The organism is Nonomuraea sp. NPDC049504 (assembly GCF_040676845.1).
GTDB classification, from domain to species: Bacteria; Actinomycetota; Actinomycetes; order Streptosporangiales; family Streptosporangiaceae; genus Nonomuraea; species Nonomuraea salmonea.
Window position 1 is genome coordinate 22,669 of sequence record NZ_JBFAPT010000041.1, and the last position, 26,519, is coordinate 49,187.

Sequence of the window (26,519 nt, forward strand, 5' to 3'; positions counted from 1 at the left end):
TGGTAGCTCTCGGCACCGCTGACGAGCACGTTCGTCCTTGTCTCGTTCCTGGATCCATCGCTGAGAGCCGACGAGAGATGCCACATAGCGCGTAGGCGGGGATCGGTCACAGCCGATCCCCGCCTATGCGCACCGTGTCAGATGTCGCCGCCCCGTAGGCGGCAGGTGCGTTCGTCGGCCGGGTCCAGGAGGATCGCGGGTAGCTTCTCCATTCCCAGCTCGAGGGCGCGGTGTATGCGGTGCCAGCCGTCGATCACCAGGCGGTTGCCGGGTGGCAGGGCGCACGGGAGCGGAACGACCAGGATGGGCTTGGTCACGTCGACTGTCGCGGCGTGCTTGGGGTCGATGCGGATGAGGTCCTTGACGCCGGTCAACGTCCGGATAGCAGCCGGGCGTACTGGGTGGCGTCGGGCCAGGCGGGTGGCCAGGTCTACATCCCATGCCCACCCCAGGAGGGTGAACATCTCGTCGGCCATGGTTTCTCCTCTCGTGTCAGGACCGCTGGCTAGGCGTCCTGCGGCTTGGCGGCGCGGAAGCGGTTGGGGTGCTCGCTGACGAGTTCGGCCTCGCCGTTGCGGGCGAGGGTGTCCAAGGCGTTGGCGACCGCTCCGGAGGAACGGCCGAGCACCTTGGCGATCTCGTTGGCGGTGAACGCCAGGTCCGGGTACTTCGTCAGGTGGGCGACCACGTCCGGGCGCAGGGGCCTGGGTGTGCTGCGGTCACCGCGCCGCGCGGAGCCCCACCCGGCGGTGGTCTTGGGCTGGGTGGCGCGGGTCGCCTTACGTACTTCTGTGGTGCCGCTGTAGATGGCTTCCAGGCCCGTGGTGAACGCCGTGTCATCGTCGGACAGGAGGGCCGCGTAAGTGGTGGTGACGGCGTTGAGCAGGTCGGTCAGGGCGCGGCGCGTGTCCTCGATCCTGCGGGCCTTCGCCAGGGCCTCGGCGGCCTGCTGGCGGCGGGCCTCCTCCTCGGCCTGGGCGCGGGCCAGTTCGGCCTCAGCCTCCGTGCGGCGGGCTTCCTCTTGTTCGAGGAGGCGCATGGCGTCTGCGAGGGATATGGCGGTGCTCTGCTGCTCCGTCTCGGGCGTGGTCGGGTCCTCGATGCTGGCGTCAGCGGCTGTGTCCGGCGGGACGTCGTCGTCCTCCTTCGGTGTGGTGTCGACGAGGATCGCGGACCATTGGTCAGGTAGGGGGCGGCCTTCCTCAGAACGTCCGCCGGGGGTGCGGCTGGCGTGGCCCGCCTCGGCGAACGCCGTCAGTGCCTTCGTCGCGGTCGGACGCGATACCCCGGCTGCCTCGGCGATCATCGTGACGGATGCGGCCGGGGTGGCGATCAATGCCTCCCATACCTTGGCCGCAGTGCCTTCAGGGCGAAACTCGGCCGAGGTTTCAGCCTTCTCGGCCACCGTGTTCGCTGTCATTTGTTTCTCCTTGAACTGGTGTCGTGCTCCGGAATTTTCCGGGACTATTTCCTTCGTACAAGACGACTATTTCTCGACATCGAATGCGAAGCAAGCCGATTCGGCGGCGCGTTGGTAAAAAAGATTGACCTGCGAGCGCCTGACCAGGCAGGAAATCGCCGACCAATTCAGAGCCCGGCCGATCAGCTTTTTTATCAAGAAAGGAGGTAGGGGCTTAGGAATTGCGAATGAAGACGCAGGAGCGACAGGCCGCTGGCATAAAGCACCAAGGGCCGCTTCATGGCGAGTATTCGACTCGTAGAGCGAGTCGGGCGGGCCATCGGCACCCCGCATGGCCCCGCCTACCTGCGCACGCGCGCCCACGCGGGGGTACTGGTCAAGGCGGTAGCCCGAACGGTAGGGCGATCGGCACACCGACCTGCGGGCCGGAGCAGCAGAGCGCAAAGATCGCGCAACGAGGGCTTCTCACCTCTGGAAGTCAGCCTTCCCACGGCGGGCATGCCCGTAGTCTGAGGGGTGGGACCAGCCGGATAGCAGCCGGCTGGTCCCTCTCTATGTGGCAGCCAGCGTGACCTGGCGACAGCTCAGGCAAGCCGTGCCGAGGGTCGGCCTCGCAGCCGGGTACTGCGGCATGCACGCGGCTGCGAGGCCACCTGCTCAGGTCTTGAGGACGCTGGGCAGTGAGGGCATCAGAATCGCCGCTACTTAGCTCGGCGACCCTGCCGGATCAGTGCGTAATAAACGCATGGGCCACACCCCCCTTTCAGTTGTACGTGCGCGTATACGCACCGGTTATATAAGCGCTCACCTCCGCGACCACCGTCAAGTCGAGCAATCACTCAGCCGAAGTCGGTAAGCCTTCGATAGAGCTGCTCTGTTTGCGGGGACGGCCTTCTCGCCCGAGTGCGCAGCCGTTCCAGGACTTCGTCATAGCAGTAATGGATCGCCTGCGGCCTGCCGAGGTGGCCGTAAACCTCCATTCGCCTGCGGTACAGATGCTCGGCGACACCGTCGAGTTCGGTGGCGCGTTCGAGATAGGCGACCTCGGCTTCGGGCTGCTCCTCCAGGTCGGCGAGTTGGGCGAGGGCTTGGACGACGGCACGGTTCAGGGAGTCCGCCGCGCCCCGCGCCCAGCCGAGTTCTACGCCGGGGAGGAAAGGGCCGGTGTAGAGGTCAGCGGCGGCGATCAGCGCGGCTGCCTTCTCCGGCCCCTTGGCCCGGGCCGCGGCGGCGAGAAGGTCGCGGATCTGCCAGACGTCGCAGGTGTAGAGATCAGGGTTGATCCGGTATCCGGTGCTGCCCATGAACTGAATGACGATCCGTCCGTAGTTGCCTGGCATCCCGAGCGCTTCGCACATCTTGGCGCGCGTCGCCTTGAGCAGGCCGGCGAACCGGTCATGCGGCGTCTCGGCCTCCGGCCAGAGCTTGTCGCAGGCCGCTCCCTTAGTGAGCAGGGAGGAGCGGTGCTCGGCGAGCAGGCCGAGGAGAGCCCAGGTGTCAGTTCCCCAGCCGCCCGCCGTACGGTTTCGCCCCTCGATGCTGCACTGGCCGACGAGGCGAATCAGGCCGCGCCGGTCGGCCGCCGGCGTGGGTGCCGGCTCTGGTTGTGGAGCGGGCACCACCGGGGCCTCATGGGCCGTTCTTGCGGGCACGCTGACTGTCTCCGCCTCAGGGCGGACATCGGTGGGTCGCTGCACCCGTCGGCGTCGCGAGCCGTACGAACCGAACGTCACCAGGAGTCCGACCAGGCTCCGTATCGCCGACGATCGTCCGGCCAGTGCCCTCGCCGTCTCCCCAACGAACTGCCGCCGCATGTTGCCTCCCTCTCCGCTCTTGAGCGTTCGCACTGATCAGATCTCGCGCGGTGCGGAATCGGAGAGCCTGAAACTCCCCACGGCGCCTACTGACCAGGGGCAGTGCCATCCAAGGACGCGAAATCGCCTTGTACAGCGGGGATCTGGAGCCCCGTACCCGGTGGTGAAAACCCACCATCGCGCGGAATCACTCACCCTCGACACGGCCCACAAAGGAGCATCACAGCGAGCATCGAAGCCACTACCCTCTGTCTCTGGGGGTGTCAGTGGACGGGCAGAATCAGATCAACGCACAGCGCCTGCTGGCGGGTGTCGTACCGGACGAGATCTTCGCGTCATACTCCAAGTTGCTCGCTGAGGACGGCTGCCAGGAGGGCGAGGCGGCGTCCCTGCTGGGGAGCGCTGAGCAGGTCGCGGAGCTGACCGCTCGCGGGATGGCGCACCTTCGGCCGGACGGTCCGTTGCTACCGCCACGTCTCGTGCCCGCACCGCCCGAGCTCGCGCTTCAAGGCGTGCTGTCGGAGCTTTCGCGCCGCCTCGTCAGCGATCAGGAGCGGCTGCTGGCCGGGCACAAGCGGCTGAGCGAGTTCCACCAGACGTCGGCGGCGTCGTCTTCCAGCTCCGGCATGGACAGGCTCGTACAGATCGTCACCGACCGAGACGAGATCAGCCGCCTGTCGTACGCACTCATCAACGCGGCCCGGCACGACTGGCTCACCCTCGATAACTACGTCCTGGAAGCGCCCGTTGAGGACGCCACAGGGTACGCGCCGCTGCCGGTGTTCGAGGGGCAGGTGCAGTGCCGTGCCATCTACGAGACCCGTTGCGCGGAGCACCCGATCGGCGCGAAGACGATCGAGGCCGCGGTGGCCGCCGGAGAGCAGGCGCGGCTGCTGCCGCGCATCGGGATGAAGATGAAGCTCGCCGACGAGGCCGTCGCGCTCCTTCCGCTCACGCCCACGGGGATGGGCGGAGCGCTGCTCGTACGCTCACCGGTCATCGTCGGCGCCCTGCGGGAGTACTTCGAGCTGCTGTGGGAGAAGGCGATCCCGTTCGGCAGCACGAAGGCCTCCGGCCCCCTCACGCCGGCGCAGGCGCAGGTGCTGCAGCTGCTCACCCAGGGACTGTCCGACGAGGCGATCGCCCGCCGAATGGACATCAGCGTCAACACCGTACGCAGGCACTGGACCGCCATTCGCGATGAGCTGGGTGTGGAGACCCGCTTCGCCGCAGGAGCCGCAGCGGTGCGCCGCGGCTGGATCGACTGACTCGAGAGGCTGCCACATGCTCGGATACCTGGACTTCGTCCCGCAGCAGCGGTTCCAGCGCACCCTTGCGCTCTCGCCCAACGGCAAGCTGGTCGCCTACTCCAGCCACGCCTCCGGCCACTACGACCTGTGGGTGGTCCCCGTGACCGGTGGTGAGCCACGTCGGCTGGCGGGGTTCGACAACCGGACCGTACGGCAGTTCGCCTGGACGCCCAGCGGCGATCAGCTGGTCTTCACCGCTGATGAGAACGGCGACGAGCAGTTCCGGATCTACATGGTTTCTCTGCAGGGCGGCGAACCGAGCGAGGTCAGCTCGGGCCCGGACTGCCAGCGCATCCTGGCCGAGTCGCCATTCGACCCGACCGGTCGTTTCCTGGCCTATACCGCCAACGACCGCGACCCGGCCGCCCAGGACCTCATCGTTCATGACCTGACGACCGGCGAGCTCCGTCGCTTCACGCCGCCCGAAGGTGTCGCGTTCGAAGCCGTCAGCCTCTCCCCCGACGGCCGCTGGCTACTGGCGACCGGCTTCCGTTCCAACACCGACATCGCGGTCTACCTCACGGACCTGAACGAACCCGACGCCGAGCCCGCCTGCGTGACGTCCGCGCTCGGCGAAGGTGTCTTCGAGCCCGGTGCCTGGGCTCCGGACTCCAGTGGGTTCCACCTGCTCACCGATCACTGGAGCGACTTCACCGCCGCAGCCTTCTACGACCTCGAAGCCAAATCCCTGCACGCCATCGCCGCCCCGTCCTGGGACGTCGAAACCCTGGACGTCGCTGCGGGCGTACGCATCTGGTCCGTCAACGAGGGCGGCCGCTCCCGCCTGCACGCCGAACGCAACGGCTCCCCGCTCCTGCTCCCCGACATCCCGCCTGGCGTCATCTCGGCGCTGTCCCTGGCACCGGATGCCTCGTTCGCCGTCCTCCTGATCGACTCGGCGGCACGGCCGGCGGAACTCGCGGTCCTGGACCTCGCCAATCACGACTTCCGCTACCTCACCGACACCCGTCCTGCCGCCCTGCGCGTCATCAGCTCCATCGTCCCGGAGCTCATCACTTATCCGGCGAGCGGCAGCCGCGACGTCCACGCCCTCCTCTACCGTCCGGACGGCCCAGGCCCCCACCCGGTCCTGCTGTCCGTGCATGGCGGACCGGAGGCCCAGGAACGTCCCATCTACGCCCGCTCGGGCCTCTACCAGCACCTTCTCCACCAAGGGATCGCCATCCTGGCCCCCAACGCCGCCGGCTCCACCGGCTACGGCACCGCCCACCAGAAGCTCATCTACCGCGACTGGGGCGGCATCGACCTCGACGACCTCGACCACGGCATCCGCCACCTGCAAACGCTCGACTGGGCCGACACCAGCCGCCTCGCCGTCATGGGAGCGTCGTACGGCGGATTCGCCGCCCTGTCCTGCCTCGCGCGCCTGCCCTACTCGTGGGTCGCGGGCGTCTCCATATGCGGCCCCAGCAACCTCGTCACCCTCGCCAAGGCCTCACCTCCCACCTGGAAGACCTTCGTCGCGACCGTCCTCGGCGACCCGGACACCTGCGCCGAACATCTCCTGGCACGCAGCCCCGTCAGCCACGCAGACGGCATCACCGCTCCCTTGTTCGTTATCCAGGGCGCCCACGACCCGCGCGTTCCCCAGACCGAGTCCGACCAGATCGTCGCCCGGCTGCGTGAGCGTGGTGTCGAGGTTCGCTACGACATCTATCCCGACGAAGGCCATGGCTTCACCAACCGCGCCAACGAACTGAAGGCGTATGAGGCGATCAGCGCTTTCCTCTACTCGCACCTGATCACGATCGATACCGAGAAGCCAGATGTGCTCAACGTAGGGTGACGGCGGAGGCGCCAAGCTTCTACTACGACAACAGTCCAGCGTAAGAAGCCGAGAACGCCAGTGTTCACTCACACCAGGACCTCGTCCTATTACGTAGTCTAAGCTTCCGTAGGTCTGTACCGCTGGCGCAAACGAGTCATGTATTCATATGTTCGCGGGAGCCTTCTCCTGACTTCGTCGATATCCGAGATGTCCCACTCTTCACCTACAGGCTGCACGGCAGAGTAGGCCACCTCTGCGACCGCATATAAATCATCCAGAGCGTCCTCCTTGCCGCCAGATCTAATGTATGCATGATATACAAGAGAGTCCAGTTCCGAAAAATCTGGCTCTCTCAACTCAAACAACGTCACGCCGCGAGGGTCGCGCGCCTCAGTAGCCGTTCGCGCCTCAAGAATGCCTCGAATTTCGGACAGTTCGGTGACATTGTCCGCCCCAGCCGCAAGCGATTCATACTTGGACCTTCCCAGCCCGACCAGCCACGATTGGAATGCGCTGAAGCTGTCCATGGATCCTACTTGAAACAGGTACCAGAAGGCTCCATACATATCCCAAGTATTCAGACGCTCCTTGTGGTCGTCAAGACACACCATGATGGCGGCGATGTTTTCGGTCGATTCCTGCGCCAGTCGCGCCTTGAGGAAGGCAACTCGCTCATCTTTTGCAGTCGACACCTGCAATGACTGCTCGATAAGTGCCCAAAAATGGTTGCTACACACATCCGCAGTCCACACGCCACTTACCTCCATCACTTCTCGTTGTTGGTCTACCTTATCGCCTTTTGATATCTCCCCCTATACGTCCGGCGAGGGCCTTTGGATGCCTCCATGGGTTGCCCTCCGCCGCCCCCCATCGCCCATACAGACCATCGCCGGCGCCACCTAATCTCACCTGGTAAGCGGTCTGACCCTTTGCTACGGGAATCTCTGGAGGCCGACGTATACCTACCCCAAGGGTCCTCAGTCTTAACAAGCCATCAGAAACCCTCTCCACGCGCTCGCTATGGTTCAGCTCGATAGGTCTCTGCTTGTTGAATTCATCACCTAAGCGCCAGTATCCGAGCTGAGAACCAATATCAAAGAAGACATCTTCTATGCCCCACCTCTCGTCTGCCGAACCCAGCGAGAACACTACCTGGACTTTGCAGCCGCCAAGCTTCTTACATCTTTCTTCTTGATTGTACTGGCGCTGCCGCGTAGCGAAGTCCTTGGTCTGGCCCACTTTCAGTGGCGTGCCATGTCGATCGACCAAAATATAGACCCCTCCTTCTTTCCCAGTGTAACCCACCCCCGTATCGCCATTCCATAGCATGACCGAGTATCCGCTGAACCCGAAATGCAAAAGCAAACCTCGAACGCCTACTTCCTGCTTCCACCTGGCCTCGTCATCCACGCACGAGGCAGCCATTCCCTTACTGCCACATGCACCGCCTTGAAGTATCTTCTCAGTCTTCCTTATCCACATTCCGAACTCGTCGATGCAGCGCGGATCGAAGCAGACATCTACCTCCTTGTCCGCTTCCATCTTATTCAGATAAGCAAGCGCTCTACCCACGGACGAAAAAGTTATTCGCTTACCATTCCACCACACCGTATAAGAGCGATCTTTATCGGGATCGAGGGACTTCGAAGCAGCGCTCTTCCCCGCGGCGTTCCTGAACGCGCCATTCAAAAGGCCCCAAGCAAAAAGTATATCATCATCGGAAAGATTGGGGCGACTAGCGAAGTCTATAAGTGCGGCTCTGGACTTCTTATCGGCCTCCCAGAAAAGAGGGGGTATGACACCTCCATTCGGAAGATGCCCTCTCCTTCTTATGTCGGCTTCAGTCATGACCAGGATGGCGGGCTCGACCTGGTTGGTACAGGCAATGCACCCACCGATTCCGAGCCGGTTGCCTGTGGGGCCGTTGCGGTTGTAGAGGTCTTCAAGTTCGCCGGGCCAGGCACTGGCGGCGCCAGGTGCGATAGTGGCATGGCCGGTGGGATCGATGCCGGTGAGGGGGGAGGCGTTGGCGTAGGTGTACCGGTTGGCTTGGATGGAGGGGCTTGGCTCCAGCGTCATGGTGTCGCGGCTGGTGAAGGTGCCGGTGCCGGGTTGATACCAGCGGGCGTGCATGTTGACCTTGCCGGTGTCGGGGTCGGTGTATGCGCCCTGGTAGCCGAGGTTGCTTTCGCTGCCGGCGTGGGCCGTGGTCTCACCGAAGGGACCGTAGGTGGTGGAGCTGGTCAGGGCGTTTCCGTTGTGGGTTGCGACGAGGTCGCCGTGCAGGTCGCTCATCGCGGCGACAGCTGGCGCGGTGCCTTCTTGGAGGCCGAGGAGGGTACCGAACGCGTCACGGGAGTATTTGGCTTGGATGCTGCCGCTGACGCTGATGGCGGCCAGGTCGTTACTGAGTCCGGCGTACAGGTAGGTTTGTCTGGTGGTGCCGCTGATGCGGGAGGTAACGCGGTCGAAGGCGTCATAGGCGTAGAGGCTGTCGCCGTCGGCTATGAGCCGGTCGAAGGCGTCGAAGGTGAGTGGGGTGGTGGTGCCGTCCTTGGTCTGGGAGGCGAGGGTGCCGCGTGAGGTGTAGGTGTAGTCGGTGCCGTCACCCCTGGTGAGGCGATTGCGTTCGTCGTAGGTGAAGGTTTTGTCTCCGGCCTTGGTGCGGTTACCGGCGGCGTCCCACTCGTAGTCGATGGCTGCGCCTCCGGAGGCGGTCCAGGACGTGAGCCGGCCAGCGTGGTCGTAGCCGTAGGTGTTGGTGCCAGCTCCGGCGGTGCCGGCGGTGGTCTTGCTGGTCAAGTTGTCGTCGTTGTCCCACCCGTAGGTGATCTTTGCCAACTGCGTGCCGGAACCGCTCCGCAACGTTTGACCGGTGACCCGGTCCAGGTCGTCGTAGTCGATTGTCTGGGTGCTGCCCGTACCACTGGTGGCGGTAATGGTCTTCAACCGGCTGGCCGGGTCGTAGCCGTAGGTGAGGGTTCGGCTGGTGACCGGGTCGGTGGCGGTCTTCAGCCGGTTGGCATCATCGTAGGTGAAGGTTGTGGCCCCGGCGGCGTCAATGCGTCGGGTGAGATTCCCGAGCGCATCGTAGGTGTAGGCGGTTTCCTGGATGGTGTCGCGCTTGATGCTGAGCGGCAGGCCTCGGTCGTTGTAATCGACCATCAGGTCGCCCGCGCTGATAAGACGGCCGGCCAGGTCGTAGCCGAGGCTACGCTCGGCGGTGGCGGCGTCGCCGCCCCCTCCAGTCTCGCGGGTGACGCGACCGAGGTGATCAAAGGTGCGGTCGATGCGCACGCCGCCCGGCTGGATGGTGGCGGTCGGGTTGCCTGCCGCGTCGTAGAGAGTTGTCCACGTGCGGTCGGCGACGTTGGGGTGTGCGGCTGTGGCCGGTTCGGTCACCGTTTCGGCCAGGCCGAGGCTGTTGTAGCTGGTCCAGGTGGCGTTGCCACGGCCGTCGGTGATCCGGGTGCGGGCGCCGGTGGCGTCGTAACCGAAGCTGGTGGTGATCTGCTTGGAGTCCGAGACGGGCTCGATCAGGGAGGTGAGGCGGTTCAGCGCGTCGTAGGTCTGCCGGGTGACATGACCTTCGGGAGAGGTGGCGCTGGTCGGGTTGCCTGCGGCGTCATAATCAGTACTGCTAGTGCGCAGTACCTCGGCGACGGTGACGCCGTCCGTCTGCAAACGCACGTCACTGACCTTGATTTTGCGCCCGGCAAGGTCGTATTCGACGACGCTGCCGTTGCGGTTGGCGTCCGCGGTCATTACCGGACGCCCGGCCAGGTCGTACGTCGTGGTGGTCGTACCGGCGGGGTCGATGACCTTTGTGGTCTCACCGGCCGCGTTGACCTCGAAGCTGGTGACTACGGTGCCCGTGCCCGGCCCAGGGACAGTCTGCTTGACCAGTCGGCCAGCGACGTCGTACTCCAGCTCGGCGGTGTATACGGCGCTTGAGGGCTTGCGCTCGATCTGGGTGGTGGTGATCTGCCGACCCAGGCCGTCGTAGGTGGCCTGGGCGCGGGCCCCGGTCGGGTCCACAATGGTGGTTTGTTCTCCAGCGAGGTTGTACTCGGCTATCCATCTGCCTGGGGGCTGCCCCTCGGGGGCGGGATCGGTGACGCGGACCTGTCGCCCGAGCTGGTCGTATTCGTAACTGGTGACGTTGTCGCGCGGGTCGGTGGTGCGGATGAGTTGTCCGGCCGCATCGTAGGCGTGCTCGACGGTCGGAGTGATGGGGCTGCCGCCTGGCGGTGTGTAGGCGGGCGCGGTGCTGTTGGTCAGCCGTCCGACCTTGTCGAAGGATGCAATGGTGGTGCGGCCTTCGGCATCACGCTTGTGTGTTGCGTTGCCCACGGTGTCGTAGCCGGTCAGGGTCGTCGGGTGGGTGGACGTGGTGGTGCCGTTCCTGTCCACCTGCACCTGCGGTGCCTTTATCTCGACCAGCCGGCCGAGGGCGTCGTAGCGGTTGGTGACGGTGTAATCGGCGGCGGCGGCCCCATCGGCGTTGCCGCGCGGGTCGGTGACGGCGGTGACCAGCCCGCGGTCGTCGACCGTCCAGGTGGTGATCAGGTCCTGGTCGCCGTTCTCAATCGTCTGACGGGTCTTGATGCCGACGGCGTTGTAGGTGTAGCTGGTGCTTTCCTGGCGGCTGCCGTTCGCTGCGGAGCGTGTTTCGTTCGTGGTCAGGTTGTTTGCGTCGTAGGTGTAGGAGGTTTTGCGCTTGAGCTCGGCGGGGTCCAAGGTGGTCGAGGTGAGCCGACCGGCGGCGTCGTAGACGTAGTCGGTGGTGACGGCACCGTCGCCGGTGCTTTTACGGGTCAGATGGCCGGCCGCGTCGTAGACGTTCTCCTCCAGCACTACGTTGGTGACCGTATCGGACCCGTTGAGGCGTACGGACTCAGCGGTCGTCCGGTATGGCAGGCCGTGATCGTAGTAGCTGTAGGTGGTCCTGCGGCCCATCGCATCCACCCCCGCGCTCAGCCGCCCGGCAGGGTCGTAGACCAGCTCCTCCAGGTCGATCGCCGTGGCGGGTTGCGGGTCCACCGGACTGCCGGTCCAGTTCTGCAACGTCGTCTTTTTCAGCTGACCGCGCTCGCTATAGGACAGGCTGTAGGTCGCGCCGAGCTGGTCGGTGACCGTGGACTGTTGGCCGAGAGTGTTCCAGGTGACGCGCACTACGCCGCCCTCGGCGTCGGTGGTGGTCTCCTTGCGGCCGTGGGCGTCGTAAGTGTTCGTGGTGGTGCGGGCGGGATCGCCGCCGGTCAGATCGGTGACGGTTTCGGAGAGCGTGTGGCCGTCCGGATCGTAGGTGTACGTCGTTCGCGCGGTGTGCGTGACGTTGGTGACCTCGTTCTTCACGCCGGGCGCGGTCTGGGTGGCCAGCCAGCCGGCGGCGTCGTAGGTGTAGCTCGTCTTCACCCCGTCGGGATGGGCGTCGGAGATCGCGGTTTGTGTGACCACACGCCCGAGCGCATCGCGTTCGGAGGTGGTCACCAGGCCGGTCGGGTCGGTCTGCTCGGCCAGATCACCTGCCGCGGTGTAGCGGTAGCTGGTGGTGCTGCCCTTGAAGTCGGTGCTGGTCTCGACTAAACCGGCCGGAGTTGTGCCTCCGCCGACCGCGGGTTCGCTGCCATCGGTGTAGGTGGTGGTGGCCGAGCGGCCGCTGGGGAAGTCCGGGGTGGCCGGGGTGGTCTGCTTGGTCTGCTCGCCGTAGGCGTTGTACTCGTAGGTGATGGCGTAGGTGTTGTCGGTACTGGAGGAGGAACGGCCATCGCGGACGGCGGTCACCCGGTCATTACGCGGATCGAACTCGTCGTCCTCGTTGACGTCGTAGCTGTACCAGCGGTGGTTGATCGGCTGCGGGTCGCCTGAGGAGAAGCCCAGACAGGTCAGCGGCAACTTGGTCGCAGTGCCGGCGCGGCATTGCGCGGAGTGCAATAGGTTGCCGCGCTCGTCGTAGTTGGTGATGGTGGCAATGCCGTTGGGGTCTTTGACCGCCAGAGGGTAACCCTCGTCGTCGTATTCGTAGCTGGTCTTGTATCCGCTCTGGTCTTTGGCGGAGACCAGGCGGTAACCGCGCCAGGAATCGTGCTCCTGTGTGATGTTCTTTCCAGCTGGGTCGGTCACCGTGACTGTCTTAAAGCCGGACGCGGTGTTGTCCGCGAGGGCGGAGATCTTCCACTGGCCGCCGTGCTCGTCGGTGTGGGTGAGCAGCCGGTCCTTATCGGTGTCGTAGACGTTCTGCGCCCACACCCGCCCCGACGGCAGCTTGACCTCGGCCAGCAGGTGAGGGGCAGCGAGCCGGGCCGCGTAATGGTCGCTCACCTCCGCCGCGCCGAGACCACGGTCGTAAAAGGCAACCTCGTCGACGTGACCGTCAAGCCCCCACGCGGTGTAGAACCAGTCTTCCGGGTCCAGGGGTTTGCTGGCCGGCCAGCCGTCATGAGTGAGCCCGTAGCCGATCGAGGTGTAGGCCATCCCGTTGTGATCGATCCGGCCGGTGAGCGAACCGACGGACGTCCCGTCCAGATAGAGCGTCTGGGTGTTGCCCGAACCCGCCAGCACCGCGTGGTGCCATTGACCGTTGTTCACCCGCGCCGAACTGGTGATGGGCGACCCGATCTCCACGCCGCGGCTGTTGAACGTGCGGAACTGGCCGCGCAGCTTGCCGTCGGTGCCGACATACAGCAGCGGGATCCCGGCGTCCACGGCAATGTCCGGGTCGGGCTCCTCTGCTGCGGTGTAGGCCAAGATGCCGGAGGAAGTGGTCTTGAACCACAGCTCCACCGACAACTGATTGTGCAACTGCGCGGTGAGATGGCCCGGTAGCACCAACTCCGAGTCACCGAAGAAGCGGGCCGCCTTGTCGGTCGTGCCGGCCAGCGCACCCGTCTGCTGCAGCGCCACATCCCGGTACTCGCCCGCACCGGCGCCCCAGCCCAAGCTTTCGGCCCAAAAGTCTTCGGTGGCCGGCTCGCCCAACCGCCAGTATCCGACCGGCTCACCGTCCTCTACCAGGCTGCGGTACTGCGAACCGCTGCTGTAGGCGTGGGTGGTGCAGTTCGGTGCCGCCCCCGGCCGACACGCGCTGACCAGCTTGTCCCCGTCATAGCTGTAGGTCCACGTCAGCGGTGCGCCATCGACCGCGTCGGTGGACACACTGCCGACATGCGCGCCGCTCCAGGTGAATGTCAGCGACCGGCCGCCTACCCCGGTCACCTTGGTCAGCTTGCCGTCAGCGCCGTAAATGAGCTCCTGCGCCCGCCCTCGGGCATCTGCCACCTGGGTCAGCCGACCGGCCGCGTTGAAGTGATAGACGGTGGAGCTCTTGTCCATCAGCTTCCACCCGCCGCCGGACACCACGCCGAGCGTGGCGTGCATGCCGGAAGGCGGCTGGAAGGTGCCATCCCCCTTGGCCGCGAACCGCAACCGGCGGCCGTCCGGATAGGTCACCAGCAGGCTGCCACCCGGCTCAGTGACGATGCGCATGTCGAACCGTGTCGACCAGCCGGCCCCGAACAGGCCGTCGCGCCGCGCGTCCATGCTGTTGTAGGTACGCACCACCGACAATGGCGGGCCGACTCCGGCCACTGAGGCGTCCACCACCGTGCTGGTGTAGTTGCCCGACACCGCCTGGAACTCCTGGCCGCCCTGGTCACGGTTAGCCAGCTGCGAACCGATCCTCGGCTGCCGCGCCCCGGTCACGAACGTGTGGTAAGCCGAGGTGACCCGCCTGCCGATGTCGTCGGTGACCGTCACTCTCCAGGCATAGGTGGCACCTGGCCTCAGCACCCCGCTCCACAACGTCCAAGCATGCGCTCCCGAGCGGAGCCGACCGGAATACAACGGCTCGTACGCAGAGCCATCCGGGTTGTCCCGGAAACACCACAGATCGTAATCAGACTCGAAGAGCACCTCTAGGTCGTCAGGCGCCTCACACAACATGTACTCAAACTCAAGCGGCTCGCTCCCGCCCTCGGCGTGCGCGAGCAGCGTCGGCACCGTCCCCGCCATCGCTCCGTTCAGCGGCCACATGCTCGTCACCTCCAGAGCGGCCGCCACCGTCGCCGCGTCCTTCGCCTCGGCCCGCGCCACCCCCGACGGCAGCCTCTGAGCAGCAGGCGCCGTACTCATCGTGCTCTGTGAACGCGAAGCCGTATCCGGCCCATTAACCTGCTTGGGCAGCCTGACCTTGCCCGGAGCCAGCATCTCCTGCGCCTTACCCGGCGCCATCGTCAACTCCGCCGGCATCACCGCAGGCAAACCCTTGAGCCCAATGCCCATCCGCTGCCGCGGCGTCTCCGGAATGCCCTGCGCCGTCGCTGCAGCGCCAGACGTGGCCGAAAAGGCAGCCGCCACCGCAGGAAGTGCAGCAGTTTGCAACAAGCCCGGCAATAGCACCAGAAGAAGCGCGACCCGCGCGCATAACCAGCGACGGCCCGAACGATTCCATGCCAAATACCGGCGCATACGCCGTCACGCTCCATCACCACAACGAGGGACACCCGCACGCGGGCATCGGACGTCACTCCACCCCACCCGGCAGGCAGGACCCGACCCGTGCAGCCCTGGAGCCTTGATCAAACGGACAGAGCGTAACTTTTGTAAGATCAACAGACAAGAGCGACTTCAGTGATCAAAAGTACACGGAACGCGACGTTCCTGAAAGGAGGATGCTACGGTGACGTGCTCCACATGCCGTGTCCTCAACAGCGCGGCCCCGGCTGCAAGTTAAGAAATTATGGGCTAGCAGCTCGACCTAGACGTCAGATCGGTCGGCGGAGCAGATGTACGCGGCCAGCACTCGCACTGCAGAAGCCCTCAGCAAGATAGTCACAGCAGCCTATGTGTTGAAAATGCGTTCGACGCACCAGAGAACGCGATGGAAAGACGGCGATCTGAGGAGCCCGAGACTATTTCAGGACTCCTCGTCGCTTTCGCCAAACAAGCGGTTAGAAGTCGAATTCGCCATTCCTCGCGCCGTCGATGAAAGCGGCCCATACCTCGGGTCGCACAACAAAGGGGAGCTGGTCAGGCGCTTCGGTGTCACGGATGCCGACACGACCGCCGGATAGGGGTGCTACCTCGATGCAGTTTCCGCCGTTGCCGGTCGAGCTTGTCGCCTTGCGCCAGGCCGCCGACTCCAGCTCGGCCGTCAGGTCCATTTCCCCACCATCTTCCTGATGAATTCGACCGACACCCTCTGGGGGAGAGCATCCGCCCGGATGGCGTCCAATTTCATGGTAACCACCTCAACCACCTCGGCATGGCTCGTAACGAGCGGTTCCGCGGCGGTCTCCAGGTACACCGTGCTACGGGTGCCATTGGGAGCTTTCGCGATGACGATACCTCCGCTCAAGCCGGGGTTGGCGCCCAGCGGGCAAATCTGGACGGTGATGTGTGGGGCACGCGTAGTTTCCAGCAGACGCTCCAACTGCTTCCGCATGACGTCAGGCCCGCCGATGGGCCGACTGAGTACTCCTTCGTCCAGCACCACCAAGTACAGTAGCGAAGCAGGCTACCGGGCCGACGCGCGACTCCGCCGCCTCTGGATGCTTGCTCGCCCTCTGCATCACAGGGGCCATCGATACTTGCACGGAGAGAGTGCATGGCAGCGCGGCGCGTGCAGACTCCGGTGCAACGCGCCAAGCGGCAGTCGGAACGGGTCGGCCTGATAGCAGCAGGCCGACCCATCTATTCCGCTACGGCCGCAGTTCGCTTGGCGTTCTGGACATCGATGTCGAGGTGGACCCACACCGTGTGTCCGGTTGCCGGGCTGCCGATCTGAGACAGCTTCACGACGAGCTCCCTGACGATCGCGAGTCCGAAGCCGCCCACCGTCAGCTTCCCGTCTGTCGGGCGGCGGTCCAGCAGCGGCCTGCCTGCTCCCCCGAGGTCACAGACCCCGAGGTAGGCCGGGCCCTTCTCTGGGAGATGCATCTCCACCCCGAACCAGCCTCCGGCTCGGCCGGAGCGGGTGTGCAGCAGGGCGTTCGTGGTGAGTTCCGAGACGATGAGTCCGGCGTCACCCTCGCGGCCCGTTCCCTCGAACAGTGCCTCGACCATGCGGCGTACGCGGCGTACCTGATCGCGTTCGCCGGGGAACACGCCTCGCCAGTCCATCCGGTCGGACGAGCGCATCCATTCCCATCGTTCGGGCGTATGCATGGTTTCGATCATTCGCGGTGTTCCTCCTGGTTGTCGGTGGCGATCCGCACCCGCGCGGACGCGATGGCCCAATGGGCGCTCGACTTCATGGCAGGGGTCAAGTTGTCCCGCGGTTGCGGGACTGCTCAGGAAGCTGTGCGCCGCTTCGTCGATAGCGCGGCGGCCAGCGCTTCTTGGGCGAGCTTGACCGAGGCGGTGATCGAGTCGAGCAGCGGAGCGCCAAGGCTGCCGCTGCCAAGGCCGGCCGAGGTAACTAACTTGGTGAGTCCACGACGGTGGGCACTGGCCAGCTGCGTCATGGGGTGGTGGCGCAAAACGTCGCGAGCGGCGTACCCGTCTCCCGAGGTGAGTGCCTCGGTCGCTACCTGGGCCAGGACGTGATCTGCAGTATGCGGGTCGAAGGCGCTGGCCAGGGTGGCCACGGTCAGCCCGTAGTGGGCGCGGTAGACCGCGTAACCCGGCATCGGCTCGCTGCCGAGGAAACGCTCCACCATCGCCTGGCCGTCCCGGTTGGGCGTGCTGCCTGCGGACATCACGTTCAGGCAGGTTGCGACCTGTCGTTCCCAGGGCTCGGTCAGGTTGCACTCCTCCAGGACGTGCCGGGCAGCTCTGGGTGCACTGTGCAGGCAGTGCGCGATGATCTCGGCTTGCCGTCCCTCCATCAGATGGACCCCGATGCCGTTGTGGGCCTTGGCATGTGTGACCGCCTCGTCCCAACGCCCGGCCATGGCCAGCACGCGGATTCCTTCCGCCAGGTATTGGAGCCACGCCCACTCGCGGAGCTTGTGACGCTCGTGTCGCGTCCCTTCCAGGGCGGCTGTGGGGAGGGGCTGCCCCTCAACGACGAGGTCGGTGCATGTGGTCGCCGCCTGGTAGACGGCAGCGAGGAGCCGCAGGGCCTTGTCGCCGTTCTCCGCGCGGATTTGCAGCCGTGCGAGGTTGAGTACTGGTTCGAGCATGTACCGGGTTTGCAGCACGGTGAGGGGTTCGCCTGCCTGCCGGTAGACGTTGATGTGCTGCCAGCAGAGCTCATGGGCAAGGTCGCTCAGGCCGCAATCGCTGGCGATCAGGGCGGCCTTGTTCAGGGCGTGGGCCGCCTCGTGCAGACCGTTGTCGCCCTGGTGCCACGCGGTCTCGGCGATTCCCGCTACCTCCCGCACCCTCTCCTGGAGTGAGGGACAGGCCGGGCGCGGGCGGCCGACGAGGGGGAAGCGGCGCATGGCGTTGTGCAGTGTCGTGAGGTCCAATGCTCAGCTCCGAGGCAGGAAGGCGGCCTTCGCCGCGTGGGCGAGGACGCCCTGGGTGGTGGCCGACAGGCCGAAGCGGTTCCAGTGGAAGATCAGTACGTGGGTGAGTACGGCTCGGAGCCCGCGATCAAGGCGTCCCCGGGCGGCAGCGTCACCGAGCCGCTGGCCGGCTGTCTCGTATGCGGCGAGCCAGGGTTCGACGAACGCCAGGGTGTCCGCGAGCAACCTGCGGTCGGCTTGCCTGGGCACCAGCAGAAGAGTGCGTACGTTGGGCGCCAGCTTCTCCACCGCTGAGGTCTGGTTGCCAGGCGGCGCCGGACGGATCGCGGCCACCCGGCCGAAGACGTCGCCGCGCTCGAACCAGTCCAGTCCCGCTTCTCGAAGCAGGGCATTGATCAGCAGGAGCGAGAGTTCTCGTCGTCCTTGGTCGGCGGCCTTTTGGCGGGCGTAGGCCAGCACGCCGTGGCTGTCGGCGCAGAACAGTTCGTGAGCGATGTCGGTCCCGTCTGGACCTCCGAAGGCGAAGGTCTCTGGCTCGTAGATGGTGGACCACCAACGAGCGATGACGCGCTCCTCAACAAGCTCGCGGAGTGCTCTATCGACAGCCGGGCGGTCCGTTGTGTGCACCCGGAGCCGCCAGCCCGGCGGCTTGCGCAGGAACCACCAACCCTGCACGACGCCCTGGTCCTGTAGACGGTCCAACCGGAGTCCCAGGTACATCGCTCCAGCCGATTCGGCCGTACGTTCCTCTGCGAACTCGATCGCGAGCTGGTACCACTCGCTCCGCTGTTCCAAGGCGGTGAGACCGGCCGCTTGGAACAGCTGAACGGCATCAGCCAGCTCGACAGGGGACATCCTCGTCTCCGTCGCGGTGCTTTCCAGGTCCGCCCCGGAGAGTACGACGAGGACGGCGGCGGCGATCTTCGCCGGCGAAGCAGTGGTCAGGTGATCAGCAGGCATGAGTCCCATCCCGATCGGGGAGGCGTGTGTGTGGTCTCCATCGCCAGCCGAACGCCTGCCTCGCCCGTCAGCAGACCGGCGCCCTCGACATGGAGGGCCGCGGCCTGCTTCCTGAGGAGCGATGCCAGCTCGGGGAGGCACGCTGTGACGGCTTCACTGTCAGCGTCCTGGGCGGCTCTGGAGGCCGTCTGGTACACGCCGGCCAGGCCGTGGCACAGCCCCGCCTCACTCAGCCGAGCGAGCTGTCCAGCGGTCAGGCACGCTGCCATGTCCTCCTCGGCTGTGCGCTGTCGCTCTTGGCCGCCGAGGGCTATGGCGCCGAGCTGAAGGGCTCGGGTGATGCCGGGCGTGCCGTAGCACCACGACGGGCGGCCTGGACCGGACTGGGCGGGCCGTCCGCTCCGCAGATCCTCTTGTGTTAGCCACTGCGGCCACCAGGGGCCATCCCCCGAGAACTGCCGCCAGCGGTCGAACCACAGCATCAGGAAGGTGATCGCCTCGCGCTGGCCGAGCACGACGCATCCACGGCGGGCGGCCAGGGCCAGTACGGCGAGCAGCCCGGCGGCACCGTGCGCCATCCCCAGGTTGGCGTGCCCGCCGGGAGTAGGCAGGAGCGGGTCCGGGTCGTGCGGCACCCACCAGCCGGGAATCTCCAGCCCATCCTCGACGCGGGGACGGGTCAACCGGACCAAGTACCGAAGGATCTGGGCCAGGACGTCACTGCGCGGCATGCGGTTCAGCAGCAGTGCCGCGATGCCGATCAGTCCGGAGAAGAGGTCGTACTCGTGGAACGTCGCCGGCGCTCCCCCATCCATTCGCGCTGTGGCGGTGGCCAGGCGACGGCGGGCGATGCCGAGCACGAGTTCGTCCAGCTTGGCCGCTGTCGAGGGGTAACGATGTTCCCCGTCAGCGCTTGCGGCGTGCAGGACGAACGCGATGGCGGGTGCGCCGTAGTAGAGGCTGGCGTGCTCAGCGGCGACGACCCTTCCGGCAGCGGCCTGGCGGATGTGGGCGTAGATGTTCCGCCACTCCTCCGTTCCGGACAGCGCTCGCTCGATGTGCAGCAGCGCGATCCCGGCTGCTCCTCGCGAGAGCGACTGGGCGGTCATCTCATCCGCGGTCAACATCTCCGAACTCACAGGGCACCTGCCAGGGCCAGACGGCGCAGCGCGACCGCGCGAGCCAGGCGCCCGGTCACCTTCTCGAAGGTTGGGTCGACGCCCAGTGCTCGTACGTGGTGCTCGTGCAGGAGGGTGCGCAGCACTGTCTCCGGGTCACGTTGCTCGGTGAGTATGCGGTGGTACGTGCCGAGGGCGTCAGCGCGTGCGCGCCACGCGGAGACGACGGCATCCCCCGCTGGCAGGGCACCGACCTGGGCGAGATCGCCGCAGCGGAGTGCGTGATCCCGTAGAACGCGGTCGAGCTGGCCCGTTGTCCGTTCCAGGCACCTGACCAGCCATCGGCATCCGGTGAGAGGGTCTGGTGCGAACGCCGCCGCGAGGTGAGTCGTCGATGCTGCGGCCAGCGCTTGACCGGGCAGATGCGAACGCTCGACTGCCGTTATCTGCGCGATCGCGGCCAAGGTGTCCGCGGCCGAGACCTGCTCGGCGACCTGCAGCGCCGCGCCTTCCCCGTACCTGCCAGGCTGCTCGTAGTGAGTGGTCAAGGTGAGGTGCGCGAGCAGGCCCCGTGCTTGAAGCCTCTCGGCGAACGCCGCCAGGCACTCGGCGACCTTCCCGAACTGGCGGCGGTCGGTCAGGCGTATGAAGAGTGCGAGGTGCTGGTCGGTGTCGAGACGGATCATGTCGCGGTGCCGGCTCACCCACCAGCGGAGAACGAGGTCGCCGAGTTCGTCAATGAAGGCCGGTAGGTGTCGGGTCAGGATGGCGTCGAACCGTGCAGGGTTGCCGATCAGATGGGCACGTACGACCTCGGAGGCACCCGGCCGATGCACAGCTCCTGCTGAAGCGGTAACAGGAAGCTTCGATGGGGGCGGCTGGATGGCCGTCATGGGGATCAACAGTTCGGCCGGACGCCCTATCCAGTTCTGGCTCTTGGGCGGGCCGTCCTCACACAGCTCAATCTGTTCCGCGCGGCGCAGGTGAACATGGAGCACGGCGCGATCCAGCCGCTGATCGAGATCGAGAGGCAGGCGCAGCTCTCCGTGACACAGCACTACTCGCGCCGGTACTTGCCACCGTGCTCGCCATGCGCGAAGTCCCTCCTCCCATTGACCAGGTAGGTCTGCGGCAGTGAGAAGCCAGCGCGCCGGGGACAGGACGGTACGCCGGTAACGGATGCGCGGGACGTACGGCAAGGTCCGAGCGGCGCCCAGGGTGAATGGCGTGAAGACCGCGCTGCGGGCTTCGGCGACCTCGGCGAGGAATCGGGCCAGCGGCGGACTTTGAACGACGGTGTCCAGCGCGTGCGGCACCTGGGTGAACACGCGCCGGCGGGTGGAGCGCTGCACCAGGTACATCTGCGCGGCATCGGCGGTGACCGCCAGGTCGTCGAGATCGATCGTTCCGCTCGTAGTGTGCTCACCCAGGTGGAGGGTGTCTTGAAGAAGCTGTGGAACGCGTACGACGTTCTCGTTGTGCGGGCGGCGAGGTGGGAAGGACAGCTGGACCACCACCGCGTCGTCCTCAGCGTGCTGGTACCCGGCGACGAGCCGGGCGCGATCGTCGTCATCGAGCAGGTAGGCGAAGCGCCCCGCCATGCTCGTGTGAGCGCGGGGTGCGGCCGTGATCCAGAGCTCGAAGTCGCCGCGATCGATCATCTCGGCGGACTCGGCGTGCAGGGTCACGCCCAGCTCCACCCTCCGCGGCGGTGCGACGGTGGTGTGGTCACCCACGGTCAACGCCTCAAGCTGCGCCTCCGTCAGCGTGATCTCCTCACATCGGGAAAGCGTCGTTTCCTGAATGAGCGAGAGGAGGGCAGCGTCTCGTTCGGTCAGGGTGCGCCATGTGGGCCTTGCGCGGGGCGCGCCGAGGTAGCCAGTGGGATAGCCGAGACCGGAGTAGTCCACCAGCTCTCGTACGGGTACGAGGGCGCCGCGGCCGTATCTTGCGAGGAACCGGGCGTGGTAGTCCATCCATGCCGTCCGGCCGAAGGGCTCGGTGCACAGGCGTAGCAGTGCGGTGGCGGCGAGCTCTGCCTCCTTGAGTACGACTTCGGGAATGGCGATCGTCGCGTCGAGCCGTACGTCAGTGGCCAGGTTGGCTTGCGGGCTGAGGGCGCTCATCCGCCTGCAGGCTTCGACTCGGACGAGGGCAGCTTCGATCGGGTCTGTGAGAGCGTCATGGCGGGTCAACAGTTGCCCGATGCCTTCGAGAAGGCGTAGCAGCTCCGCGATGTCCGGCAGGTCTGAACAGCTCGCAGCGCGCAGGGCCTCGATCAGGTGCTGCAAGGGATCGGCTGCGGTCGTCGGCGGGCGCAAGCTGGTGATGAGAACCTGCTGATCGACCAGAGCGTTCAGCAAGGCTTGGATCTTGTCTGGCGATGTCGCGGGAAAGAGCCGGATCAGGTCACCGGCCAGTTCGTCGAAGCGCTTTGGGTGAGCGGCTGCCACCAGCGCCCGCTGTACAGGCCGGGTCAGGCGTACGGACACCTCACGAAGAGGCCCGGGAGTCCTCGCTCCGACCTCCGCCCGAGCAGCGACAATGAAGCGGCCGTCGCGAACAATGCCGCAGTTGTCGGTGACCACCTTCAGACGAGGCCGCAGGCCGGGATGCTGTTCGAGCTGGTCAATCAGCGTTATGAGCCACTCGGCGTCCACTCGGGCTCGCGTTAGATGGCACGTTCCAAGGCTCGCCTTGGCAGGACCGATCGTGGCCGTAGCAACCCCGGCGAACAGCCCGAACGGGGTTGCGCGTCGCTGCCAGCGCAGCAGGTATGAGGCGGTGGCGAGGATGGCTCTGCGCAGGTCCGTAGTGGCCGGGCGTTCGGGGCCGAGCAGCAGGTCGATACGGCCCGCAAGGGCAGGACTCGCCACTCCGACGGCCTCGCGTACGTCGCCACGCGCCCAGATCTTCGCCAGCCAAGGTCGGCCCTCGTGCTGAATCGCTGACTTACTCGACAGGTCGAGGTCTGTCGGCAGGTCAAGGTCGCCTGGATCGGTGCTCGCGCGCACCATCACCAGACCGGTGTGTTCGTACCGCGGGAGGACGGTCACCGTACTTCTCTCTTCGTCGGCTACGAGCCGCGCCGCCGGCACCCACAAGCGTCTTGAGCGCCGGCGACCGCGAGCGGAGTCAGGATGGGTCGTTGGAGCTGGTGCTGCACGCGCTGGTGCTGCAGGTGTTGCCGCACCCGTCGCTGGTGTCGCACATCATGATGACCAGCGACGTCGTCGCCTCGACGACGCGCATGTCCAGCTCGAACTCCTCGTCAGCCACGACATCTGTGGGAGCGTCGGCCGCGTCAAGGGCCAGCAGTGGTGACATGGGATACGTACTCCTTCGGTTGGGTTCGGTGTGGACGGCCTGGCCGGACGCGGTCACTCAGCCGCAGGCCAGGAGATCGTGAGGAGGCCGTGGGCCTTGCGCAGGACGGCCACGTTCTCGGGGATATGGGTGGGTGAGGTGCCGGTCGGCCAGTAGGCGAACGTGGGCTCAGACCGGTCCCTGGCTCGCGCGTCCCACGCCCGAATCTGGTCGACCAGCGCGTTCGCCGGCTGGGCACCGTGCGGGCCGTAGGCACGAGCTCCGAACTCGACCCCCTTCCCCTGCGGCAGCGGCCTCACCGACAGGTAGGCGAAGGAGTCACCGTGCACCACGGCGAACGGGAACCAGGTCTTGCGCTCCTGACCGAGCTCCGTCCCCTCATCGGCGGCCATCCGGCAGAAGCCGGGCAGGAATCCCGCGAGCCAGAGGTGCAGGTCGGCGAAGGACACCCCGTTTCCGATCGTCACGCCGGACCACACCTCAGCGCGGTCGCCGGCGAGGACACCGTCCAACACACTCGGGTCGTCAGGCGCTCCGGCGTCGAACCGAAGCGTGATCACGTCCCCCTGCGCATCCGGCAGCCGAAACTCTCGGTCGGCATGCTTCCCCGTCCCCTGCATCGGAACGAACCCGCACACCACTGCAGAGGTGCTGACCAGATGGTCTCCCTCGCGCCGGAAGGCGATGGAGCGGCTGACGCCGTTCATGCGCAACGGCACCACGAGCCTGCCGTTCGCTGCCAGCTGGCGCAGCCAGGCCGGAGCGACGTCCCACGCGCCGACGGTCACGAGGATCGCGTCGAACGGCCCATACCCCGATAGCTCGTTGTGCGCGTCAGCCGTAATCACGGTGACCCGATCGGCGTACCCCGCGGCTGTCAGGAGTTCGGTCGCGCGATCGGTGACCTCCGGGTCGATGTCCACGCTGACCACTTGGCCGCCTGCTCCAACGACTTCGGCCAGCAAGGCCGCGTTGTAGCCGCCGGAGCCGATCTCCAGCACGCTCATCCCCGGGCTCACCTCGGCCTGTTCGATCATCGCCACCTGGACGTAGGTCGCGCTCACCGACGAGATGGCGACGCCGCGCTCGTCCCTCTTGGTCACCACGGCGCTGTCGACGGCATAGGTGACCTCCAGCGGCGTATCGGCCGGAACGAACGCGTGCCGCGGCACCGTACGGAACGCCGCCTCCACCGACGCGGACTTGATGTATCCCGCCGCGATCAGCTCATCTGCGAGCTTGTCCCTGAACTCGGCGGCCCGAGCCTGGTCAGTGATTCCGTTGGTCACGAATCGTTCCTCTTTTCGGATCTTGCAGGACGGATGTAGCAGGTGAGAGGCGTAGCCAGCACGCCTCAACAGGTGCGTTCACGCTGGACAAGCTGGCGGCAGGAATCCACCGGCCACGCCGCGAAGGCGCTGATCAGGCAGCTCGGGCGGTCATGCATTGCTGCGGCTCATCAGCCGCCACCTGGTGATCGTCAGTGGCGACGGCCGCCCCCAAGGGCTCCGTGTCCAGGCGCGCGTACATCAGGCGCAGACCGGCGAGTATGACGAAGTTCATGGAGCTGACCTCCGGGTCTGAAAGGGGAACGGAATCCACCGTGGGTTTCAGTCACGTCGGGGGTGGAAGCAGGCCAGAGGCAACAACCTGGCTTGGGCCCAGCCGACTGCCACGCCACAATCGGCTCTCAGGTCAGAGCCTGCGCGGGTGGCCAGCGGGGAATCGAGATGGTCATGAGAGCCCTTTGATCGGTGACGTGGGCAGTGCGCCCGTGGGCCTCTGAGGATCGCTCCCGATGTGGGACGCGGCAATGGTGACGCTCGCTTTACGTTGCCGCTGTCGCCCCCACCGTCACTAATTCAGACACTAGAACGGGATTGACGTCGCCAATCGCTTAGCGAAGCGTGATGGACTGCTTACGCTGGATCAGCCCGGCATGCAGACGGAGGCTCGACATGGCGCACAAACGGTCGTGTGCTGCACGGTGGCGGCAGAGAGCCCAGCGCTTCGGATGGGATCTCTGCCGAACCGTGAACGAGATAGTCGCATGCTGCCAGGTAAGCCGCTTGCGCGCCCATCGCCTGGCTCGCGGCTGGACCCTCGGAGAGGCGGTTCTCCACCTGCAGTCGCTCTGCGAGGAGTTGGAGGTCGACCCGCCGAAGACAGACATCCAGCAATGGGGACAGTGGGAGACACGGGAAGGCCGCGTACCCCTACCGAGAACCGTCGACCTCCTCTGCCGGCTCTACGCCACGGACGTCGCCAATCTCGGTTATGCCGTCGGCGATAACGTCCCTGCCCACCCTGAGCGAACGAGGTCGGCCCCGTCCTCGACGTCAGAATTGGACATGCCTCCCGGTTTGCTGGCAACGAGCAACACTCATGGCGAGATTCCGGGAGAACTGCTCGTCTCCACCCGGCGACTGATCGACCGGACTCTCGCCTCGGGCAGCGTGACCAAGGCCCAGCTCGATCTCCTCAACGAGCGGTTGATGTGGCTCCGGGAGCAGTACATCACCACACCGCCACAGACGATGATCCCTCGCTTGCTGAACGAGCTACGCGAAGTACAGGCCATAGCGCGCGACAGGCAGCCTGCCACCACGCAAGCCCGGCTGTCGGAGATGACGGCGATGCTGGCCACGCTCATCGCGGACTCCCTGATGAAGCTTGGCGAGATTCCGGAGGCACACGCGTGGTACGGCACCGCCCGCGCCGCCGCCGACGACAGCGGTAACCGCCTGCTGCGTTCCCGCGTACGAACCCAAGCAGCGATGCTGCCCTACTACTACGGCCCCATCGAGGCCGCCGTCGATCTGGCGAAGGAGGCAAGCGAGCTCAGCGCCGGCCGAGCACCGACCATCACGGCGGCCTTCGCCGCGATGGCCGAGGCCAGGGCACAGGCCCGCATCGGCAACACGGCCGCAGCCCTGCATGCTCTTCACAAAGCGCAGGACGTCTACAGCCGGACGGGACCAGGAAATCAGGACGACTACGACGCCTTCGGTTTCCCCGAGCGTCGCCTGCTCCTTTACATGAGCGGCGTGTTCACAAACCTGGGGCAGCGCGCCAAGGCTCGGGCCGCCCAGCAACGCGCGCTCGAGCTTTACGGCGACGACGCGTGCATCGACCCTGCTCTGCTCCGCATCGAAGAAGCAATCTGCTTCGCCCAAGGGCATTCACTCGATGAAGCCTGCCAGCTGGCCATCACCGCCTATCTCAGCGTCCCTGCCGGACACCGAACCCGCATCCTGGACGTCCGCGCCCGTGACGTCATCGTCGCCATCCCCGCACGCCTTCGCACCGCTCGACCGGCACGCGAGTTGAATGAAGTACTGGCGCTGCCCCCGGCCGAGGTGTGAGC

18 protein-coding genes are annotated in these 26,519 nt (G+C 65.9%); 3 read left to right on the plus strand and 15 right to left on the minus strand.

Annotated features, from left to right (window positions below):
* Positions 1 to 137 precede the first annotated feature (137 nt).
* The 3 genes from AB0K28_RS46375 to AB0K28_RS46385 form a co-directional block, all read right to left on the minus strand.
* A complete protein-coding gene (locus AB0K28_RS46375) occupies positions 138 to 476 on the minus strand; it encodes a hypothetical protein (RefSeq protein WP_364383575.1) in 339 nt (112 codons plus the stop codon).
* Positions 477 to 505: 29 nt separating this feature from the next.
* The gene (locus AB0K28_RS46380) at positions 506 to 1,420 is read right to left on the minus strand and encodes a hypothetical protein (protein WP_364383578.1); all 915 of its coding nucleotides are present in this window, start codon (positions 1,418 to 1,420) and stop codon (positions 506 to 508) included.
* A gap of 839 nt (positions 1,421 to 2,259) precedes the next feature.
* Positions 2,260 to 3,234 carry a bacterial transcriptional activator domain-containing protein gene (locus tag AB0K28_RS46385; protein ID WP_364383581.1) on the minus strand — a complete coding sequence of 325 codons (975 nt, stop codon included), beginning with the start codon at positions 3,232 to 3,234 and terminating at the stop codon, positions 2,260 to 2,262.
* 266 nt (positions 3,235 to 3,500) lie between these two features.
* On the opposite strand from AB0K28_RS46385, the gene AB0K28_RS46390 reads away from it, so the two are divergent.
* Together AB0K28_RS46390 and AB0K28_RS46395 are read left to right on the plus strand one after the other, a co-directional pair.
* Positions 3,501 to 4,502, plus strand: coding sequence for a helix-turn-helix transcriptional regulator (locus AB0K28_RS46390; RefSeq protein ID WP_364383585.1), 1,002 nt, complete (start codon positions 3,501 to 3,503; stop codon positions 4,500 to 4,502).
* Between the two features lie 16 nt (positions 4,503 to 4,518).
* The gene (locus AB0K28_RS46395; RefSeq protein ID WP_364383588.1) at positions 4,519 to 6,351 is read left to right on the plus strand and encodes a prolyl oligopeptidase family serine peptidase; all 1,833 of its coding nucleotides are present in this window, start codon (positions 4,519 to 4,521) and stop codon (positions 6,349 to 6,351) included.
* 98 nt (positions 6,352 to 6,449) lie between these two features.
* Here the strand turns inward: AB0K28_RS46395 and AB0K28_RS46400 are convergent, their stop codons facing one another.
* From AB0K28_RS46400 to AB0K28_RS46455, 12 genes are all read right to left on the minus strand, one after another.
* Positions 6,450 to 7,085 carry a DUF4240 domain-containing protein gene (locus AB0K28_RS46400; protein ID WP_364383591.1) on the minus strand — a complete coding sequence of 212 codons (636 nt, stop codon included), beginning with the start codon at positions 7,083 to 7,085 and terminating at the stop codon, positions 6,450 to 6,452.
* 37 nt (positions 7,086 to 7,122) lie between these two features.
* On the minus strand, positions 7,123 to 14,802 hold the full coding sequence (locus AB0K28_RS46405) for an RHS repeat-associated core domain-containing protein (RefSeq protein ID WP_364383594.1): 7,680 nt from the start codon (positions 14,800 to 14,802) through the stop codon (positions 7,123 to 7,125).
* 482 nt (positions 14,803 to 15,284) lie between these two features.
* Positions 15,285 to 15,497, minus strand: coding sequence for a DUF397 domain-containing protein (locus AB0K28_RS46410; RefSeq protein ID WP_364383597.1), 213 nt, complete (start codon positions 15,495 to 15,497; stop codon positions 15,285 to 15,287).
* Positions 15,488 to 15,829: a Scr1 family TA system antitoxin-like transcriptional regulator gene (locus AB0K28_RS46415; protein WP_364383654.1), complete on the minus strand. Its 342-nt coding sequence runs from the start codon at positions 15,827 to 15,829 to the stop codon at positions 15,488 to 15,490. Before AB0K28_RS46415 ends, AB0K28_RS46410 begins: the two co-directional genes overlap by 10 nt.
* Before the next feature lie 197 nt (positions 15,830 to 16,026).
* Positions 16,027 to 16,512, minus strand: a complete 486-nt coding sequence (locus AB0K28_RS46420) for an ATP-binding protein (protein ID WP_364383600.1) — start codon at positions 16,510 to 16,512, stop codon at positions 16,027 to 16,029.
* Between the two features lie 113 nt (positions 16,513 to 16,625).
* Positions 16,626 to 17,660 carry a hypothetical protein gene (locus AB0K28_RS46425; protein ID WP_364383603.1) on the minus strand — a complete coding sequence of 345 codons (1,035 nt, stop codon included), beginning with the start codon at positions 17,658 to 17,660 and terminating at the stop codon, positions 16,626 to 16,628.
* A gap of 90 nt (positions 17,661 to 17,750) precedes the next feature.
* Positions 17,751 to 18,707, minus strand: a complete 957-nt coding sequence (locus AB0K28_RS46430; protein WP_364383606.1) for a thiopeptide-type bacteriocin biosynthesis protein — start codon at positions 18,705 to 18,707, stop codon at positions 17,751 to 17,753.
* The gene (locus AB0K28_RS46435) at positions 18,689 to 19,846 is read right to left on the minus strand and encodes a lanthionine synthetase C family protein (protein WP_364383609.1); all 1,158 of its coding nucleotides are present in this window, start codon (positions 19,844 to 19,846) and stop codon (positions 18,689 to 18,691) included. Before AB0K28_RS46435 ends, AB0K28_RS46430 begins: the two co-directional genes overlap by 19 nt.
* Positions 19,843 to 22,881 (minus strand): lantibiotic dehydratase, encoded by a 3,039-nt coding sequence (locus AB0K28_RS46440; protein WP_364383612.1) that lies wholly within the window; start codon positions 22,879 to 22,881, stop codon positions 19,843 to 19,845. Before AB0K28_RS46440 ends, AB0K28_RS46435 begins: the two co-directional genes overlap by 4 nt.
* 79 nt (positions 22,882 to 22,960) lie before the next feature.
* Positions 22,961 to 23,152 carry an FxLD family lanthipeptide gene (locus AB0K28_RS46445; protein WP_364383615.1) on the minus strand — a complete coding sequence of 64 codons (192 nt, stop codon included), beginning with the start codon at positions 23,150 to 23,152 and terminating at the stop codon, positions 22,961 to 22,963.
* Between the two features lie 53 nt (positions 23,153 to 23,205).
* On the minus strand, positions 23,206 to 24,441 hold the full coding sequence (fxlM, locus tag AB0K28_RS46450) for a methyltransferase, FxLD system (RefSeq protein ID WP_364383618.1): 1,236 nt from the start codon (positions 24,439 to 24,441) through the stop codon (positions 23,206 to 23,208).
* A gap of 133 nt (positions 24,442 to 24,574) precedes the next feature.
* Positions 24,575 to 24,715 carry a hypothetical protein gene (locus AB0K28_RS46455; RefSeq protein WP_364383621.1) on the minus strand — a complete coding sequence of 47 codons (141 nt, stop codon included), beginning with the start codon at positions 24,713 to 24,715 and terminating at the stop codon, positions 24,575 to 24,577.
* Positions 24,716 to 25,185: 470 nt separating this feature from the next.
* Here AB0K28_RS46455 and AB0K28_RS46460 point away from each other — a divergent pair, with 470 nt between their 5' ends.
* Positions 25,186 to 26,517: an XRE family transcriptional regulator gene (locus AB0K28_RS46460; RefSeq protein ID WP_364383624.1), complete on the plus strand. Its 1,332-nt coding sequence runs from the start codon at positions 25,186 to 25,188 to the stop codon at positions 26,515 to 26,517.
* The last annotated feature ends 2 nt before the right edge of the window (positions 26,518 to 26,519 follow it).

Excerpts from the sequence above, each read along its gene's own strand:
- AB0K28_RS46375 (WP_364383575.1), bottom strand. The coding sequence starts at position 476 with ATGGCCGACGAGATGTTCACCCTCCTGGGGTGGGCATGGGATGTAGAC.
- AB0K28_RS46380 (WP_364383578.1), bottom strand. The coding sequence starts at position 1,420 with ATGACAGCGAACACGGTGGCCGAGAAGGCTGAAACCTCGGCCGAGTTT.
- AB0K28_RS46385 (WP_364383581.1), bottom strand. The coding sequence starts at position 3,234 with ATGCGGCGGCAGTTCGTTGGGGAGACGGCGAGGGCACTGGCCGGACGA.
- AB0K28_RS46395 (WP_364383588.1), top strand. The coding sequence starts at position 4,519 with ATGCTCGGATACCTGGACTTCGTCCCGCAGCAGCGGTTCCAGCGCACC.
- AB0K28_RS46430 (WP_364383606.1), bottom strand. The coding sequence starts at position 18,707 with ATGCCTGCTGATCACCTGACCACTGCTTCGCCGGCGAAGATCGCCGCC.
- AB0K28_RS46420 (WP_364383600.1), bottom strand. The coding sequence starts at position 16,512 with ATGATCGAAACCATGCATACGCCCGAACGATGGGAATGGATGCGCTCG.
- AB0K28_RS46405 (WP_364383594.1), bottom strand. The coding sequence starts at position 14,802 with ATGCGCCGGTATTTGGCATGGAATCGTTCGGGCCGTCGCTGGTTATGC.
- AB0K28_RS46455 (WP_364383621.1), bottom strand. The coding sequence starts at position 24,715 with ATGAACTTCGTCATACTCGCCGGTCTGCGCCTGATGTACGCGCGCCTG.
- AB0K28_RS46410 (WP_364383597.1), bottom strand. The coding sequence starts at position 15,497 with ATGGACCTGACGGCCGAGCTGGAGTCGGCGGCCTGGCGCAAGGCGACA.
- AB0K28_RS46445 (WP_364383615.1), bottom strand. The coding sequence starts at position 23,152 with ATGTCACCACTGCTGGCCCTTGACGCGGCCGACGCTCCCACAGATGTC.